General features: G+C 38.8%; 1 protein-coding gene and 1 pseudogene. Both read left to right on the forward strand.

Annotated features, from left to right (window positions below; genetic code table 11):
- Positions 1–185 (forward strand): annotated as a pseudogene (locus AMO08_RS02895) (30S ribosomal protein S7); the annotation flags it as partial.
- A gap of 3 nt (positions 186–188) precedes the next feature.
- The coding region (locus AMO08_RS02900) for a GTP-binding protein (protein WP_143323804.1) at positions 189–1,071 on the forward strand (883 nt) is incomplete at its 3' end.

Below are 1,071 nucleotides of genomic sequence, written 5' to 3' on the forward strand. Positions count from 1 at the left end.
GTAGATTGGCTTTAGCTATGCGCTGGATTATTAGTTATTCTCAAGCGCGTAAAGGCCAGACTATGGCTGATCGTTTAGCTGCAGAACTAATTGCTGCTGCAAATAATGATGGATCTTCTGTTAAAAAGAAAGAAGATACACATAGAATGGCAGAGGCAAATAAGGCATTTTCACATTTTAGGTAGTTTATGAAAAATATCTCTCTCAAACATGTAAGAAATATTGGTATTATGGCACATATTGATGCAGGCAAGACTACGACCACTGAAAGAATTTTATATTACACGGGTCGAACGCATCGATTGGGCGAAGTTCATGATGGTGCTGCAACAATGGATTGGATGGATCAAGAGAAGGAGCGTGGCATAACTATTACCTCTGCTGCTACGACTGCTTTTTGGGAGGGTAACCGTATTAATATAATTGATACACCAGGCCATGTAGACTTTACTATTGAAGTTGAAAGATCACTAAGGGTTCTTGATGGAGCCATTGCTCTTTTTTGTGCAGTTGGCGGTGTGGAGCCTCAGTCTGAAACAGTGTGGCATCAAGCAGATAGGTATAATGTACCTAGAATTGCATTTATAAATAAAATGGATAGAGCGGGGGCTGATTTCTTTAATGTGCTTACAATGATTAAGGAACGGTTAAGTGCAAATCCGGTGCCAATAGTCCTGCCGATTGGATCAGGCGATATGTTTACTGGATTGATTGATTTGATTAAAATGGAAGCTATTTTATACACGGTTGATGACGGCTCTAATTTTGAATATGGTGAGATTCCTGATGATATGAAAAATGAGGCAAAAAAATGGCGCCAAAACTTATTTGAAGAGGTTGCTTCATATGATGAAGAATTAATGGAAAAATTTTTATCAGATAAACCGCTATTGCCTGAAGAAATAAAGAGTGCAGTGCGTAAAGCAACTATAGATGGATCAATGATTCCTACCTTATGTGGATCTGCATTTAAGAATAAAGGGGTTCAGAGAACGCTAGATGCTGTAATTGATTTTCTTCCTTCCCCTTTAGATATTGGTGCGGTTACAGGGTCTTCTGTGGAAGAGAATG

The organism is Candidatus Pelagibacter communis (assembly GCF_001180205.1).
In the GTDB taxonomy this organism is placed as follows: domain Bacteria; phylum Pseudomonadota; class Alphaproteobacteria; order Pelagibacterales; family Pelagibacteraceae; genus Pelagibacter; species Pelagibacter ubique_O.